The sequence below is a fragment of the Psychrobacter sp. T6-1 genome, from assembly GCF_052258445.1.
Genome location: NZ_JBQQFC010000259.1, coordinates 1 through 3,565 on the forward strand (window position 1 = coordinate 1; position 3,565 = coordinate 3,565).

The following is a 3,565-nucleotide window of genomic DNA, read 5'->3' on the forward strand; positions in this document are numbered from 1 at the left end:
TTAATCATCTTAAAAGGCTTGCCATATAGACCGGGGCGCGTTTGGCGAAAGAGTACTGGCGAACCCAATTGCTGCCTCACTTTATATGCGGTAATTATATATACTGGTGATAAAATAACTAAAGCTGCACTACTAACGGTCATATCAAAAAGTCGTTTTAACATCTGCATTTACCTCAATTTTATTTTAGCTCAAAGGCTCATAGAGCTGGGCCTTGTATGATTGATAACAACCTACTGGCAAACCGCTTTTCTAGCTTGAGCGCGCTTCTTTATCTAAAAACTTAGCATAAATCCTTGTCATGGCATCTAGTGCGTTAGCTATATCAAATACTGCCGCCCTCTTTATCGCAGATTTTGCTATTTTAGAACGTAGCTCATCATTGCTATATATCTCAAATATAGCATCAGCTAACGCTTGTGAATTATCCTGTGCAAACAAGACACCATTTACGCCATGCTCGATAATCGTACCATGCCCTCTATCGATAGTCGCAATAGGCGGCAATCCACACATCATAGCTTCAACAAGATTAATGCCTAGACCTTCTTGTTTACTCGTAGATACAACAACGTCAGAGACTTGATAGTACTTTTCAATATCAGTAACAAACCCGGCAAAGCGTATATGATCGTAAACCCCATGGCTTTTGGCATACCACTCAATCTCACTTAGCAATGCGCCTTTGCCTGCGAGTAATACCGTAAAGCTATCTATTTGCGTGCTTAGACGTTTAATCGCATCTATGAGCAGTCGATGGTTTTTTCTCTCGATAAACTCAGCGGCATATATGATGACGAAGTCGTCTTTGTCGATAGTTAACTCCTCTCTCAAAGATCTCTTTTGCTCAGACAATAGTGGCTTAAATCGCTCAGAGTTTACGCCGATACCAGGTAACACAAAGTATTCGGTATTTGGTGATCCCTTTTTAGTGATCAGATCAAAATCCTCTGTATTAATACAGATAATGGCATCCGTAATATAAGATAAAGCCACTTCAACAGGATAGTAGGTCAGCCAAGACCAAGTGCTAGCGCCCTTAAAAAAATGAAAGCCATGTGCGGTATACAAAAGCTGTGTGCCCTTTTTTCTAGCGACGATAGCGGACAGTCTTGAGAGCACACCGGCCATGGGGGTATGACAAGATATCAAGGCATAGTCGTTATCATCGACAATAGCTTTTAGTTGAATCAAGCTTTTGATATGTGACAATGATAAGGGAGATCGCTCAAAACCAATGTGCCATACCTTTGACACGTTACTATCTATAAATTCGCCACGACAAGCCACATGAACCTCAAACCCATTATCATAAAACCACTTTAGATAAGGTCTATGAAAGGCATGAAAATGCTCTGCAACTGATGCAACAAAGAGTATTTTACGCTTAGACATGGTCAATACCTGGTATTTTCGTTGAATAAATACTATCCAATGCCTGATTAAATATCTCCAGCATTGGGTCTGGCACTTTTGTTTGTTTGCTTTTTTTGTTTCTACGTTTGAGAAGATAGTCCAAGGTTCCTGTTGATGCCATAACCTGCACAACTCCTGTTTTTAGCACCGATTTAGCAATATATTTAAGTCTCTTAGATCTTTTATCGATCAAAGGCGCGTGATGCTCTCTTTCTGCTTGATAAGCTCTAATTAGTTTTTGGAGTGTTACATTTCCCTCCTCTCGATACAGATACAAAGGTTCTTTGAGGGAGATGGCGCGAAAATCACCCGCTCTGGCAGCCCGTAACCATAGCTCACTATCTTGCCCAACTGGTAGCGACTCATCGTAGCGGTTGCGCTGATACCAGCTTTTACGTGCTATTAGACCTGCATGCAAAAACCCTTGCGACTTATTTAATAGCTTGTTAAAGGTATAGTTGTGTTCATCAGCCCCTCTGTAACCATTAAAAGAGCCATCTTGCCTAATAGAATAAGTACCGCATGATGCAAGATCGTACTTTTCGTTCGTCAATAAGATATCTAATAGCTTTTGCACTCTATCAGGCGTCATCATATCGTCCGCATCCATACGTGCGATAAAGTCATACTGGGCTATCTCAACCAACTCATTGAGACGCGCCGCGAGACGGCGATTTTGACCGTCTGAATACACCTTTACTCTAGGATCACTAATCGATTGAGCTATCGCTAAGGAGCCATCTGTGGAGCCGTCATCGATCAATATGAGCTCCCAGGTTTTGTGAGTTTGAGCAAATACAGAACGTACTGCCTCCAACAAAGTGGACTCAGCATTATAAAAGGGAATACAGATAGTGACGGGCGCAGAATGATTCATCAGAAAATCTCAAAAACGGGATTAATAATATAAGGCGTTAAGTTACTAAACCGAGAGGTCGTTAGGATAAAGTAGATAAGAAAAAGCCCTGCGCCGATACTGGTAATATAGATATTATTTATTTTTTTAAAGAGGACAGGCAGTATCAATACTAGGGTCCACGTAAAATAGCTCAATAATCGTTGTGGCCCTGATGGATTTGCACCAAGCATGGCAATAGGTGTCATAAAAGCCACGCCAATCGCATAAAAAGAGAACAGCGTAATAAACGACTCGTCCTTTATTTTATAAAGTCGTATGATAAATAAAGTGAACAATGATAGCGCTAGATAAAACCCTAAAATGAACAACCCTCCAGCACTGTCAGAGGTCTCGACATACCCTTCATATCTGGCATTAGTAGATGCTATATAAGCAATCAATATGCCGCTAACAGTAAAAGACCCTATAAAGGTTATTATGATTTTGTATAAAGGCGCTATGTTGAGGTGAACTAAGAAGTAAAAGGGAATCATAAATAGAGCGGTCGTATGGAACAAGGCGGCTAACAAACATATCAATAGATAAGGAATAAATCGCTTATCTAACAAAAAGGGCAAGGCAAAAGCGAATATGGCCATCGCCAAACCTTGGCGTAATCCGTTAAAAAAGAAAGAATAAATACCTAATGTGATGAATAAATACACAGAAAACCAGTAATCTACGCTGTATTTTCTAATAATAGTTAGGTAGCAAAATACAACGATAAATGCGGTACTTATAAATAGCCAAAAATAACTGTGAGTCACGCTTAGTAACGCATACTCTAATACTTGATAACCTGGCTCAACAAGTTCTTCAAATTTAAAGTTATAGACGTCAAGCTGCTCTCTAAAGTCTCGAGTATAATTCCAAGAATCTGTACCTACGCGAAAACTACGTACGCCTGCAAACAAAGTAAGAGCAATCAGAGGCACCCAAAAAGACTTACGGTTAAGCGCTTTTTGTTCTAGTACGATCCAAAAAGTAACAAAGCTAAGAACCAGTAAGTATGGAATCATATAACCCTCTTTTTTATGGGCTCTAGTCAGAGACTTTTATAAACTTGCGCTAGTTTTTTTGCATTCTCAGACACATCAAAACCGTTTGATTTAAGTATTTGTATTTTTTTATCTTTAGAGCACTCTAGCTCGTTGTTGTTTAACAACGCTTCCATCCAAGTCCTTGGATCATCAATGGGTAAAAATTCAACCAAACCTAGTCCTAAATCTACCTCAGACGATACTTGAGTGG

4 protein-coding genes and 1 pseudogene are annotated in these 3,565 nt (G+C 39.7%); all 5 read right to left on the reverse strand.

Going from position 1 to position 3,565, the window contains the following annotated elements; translation table 11 throughout:
• Positions 1-164, reverse strand: a 164-nt coding sequence (locus ACTXGO_RS11230) for a sugar transferase (RefSeq protein WP_443574549.1), incomplete at its 3' end; no start/stop codon positions are given.
• 88 nt (positions 165-252) lie between these two features.
• Positions 253-1,395 carry a glycosyltransferase family 4 protein gene (locus ACTXGO_RS11235; protein WP_443574543.1) on the reverse strand — a complete coding sequence of 381 codons (1,143 nt, stop codon included), beginning with the start codon at positions 1,393-1,395 and terminating at the stop codon, positions 253-255.
• Positions 1,388-2,293 (reverse strand): glycosyltransferase family 2 protein, encoded by a 906-nt coding sequence (locus tag ACTXGO_RS11240; RefSeq protein ID WP_443574545.1) that lies wholly within the window; start codon positions 2,291-2,293, stop codon positions 1,388-1,390. Before ACTXGO_RS11240 ends, ACTXGO_RS11235 begins: the two co-directional genes overlap by 8 nt.
• On the reverse strand, positions 2,293-3,333 hold the full coding sequence (locus ACTXGO_RS11245) for an EpsG family protein (protein WP_443574547.1): 1,041 nt from the start codon (positions 3,331-3,333) through the stop codon (positions 2,293-2,295). The genes ACTXGO_RS11240 and ACTXGO_RS11245 overlap by 1 nt, the downstream gene beginning before the upstream one ends.
• 26 nt (positions 3,334-3,359) lie before the next feature.
• A pseudogene (locus ACTXGO_RS11250) lies at positions 3,360-3,565 on the reverse strand (glycosyltransferase); the annotation flags it as partial.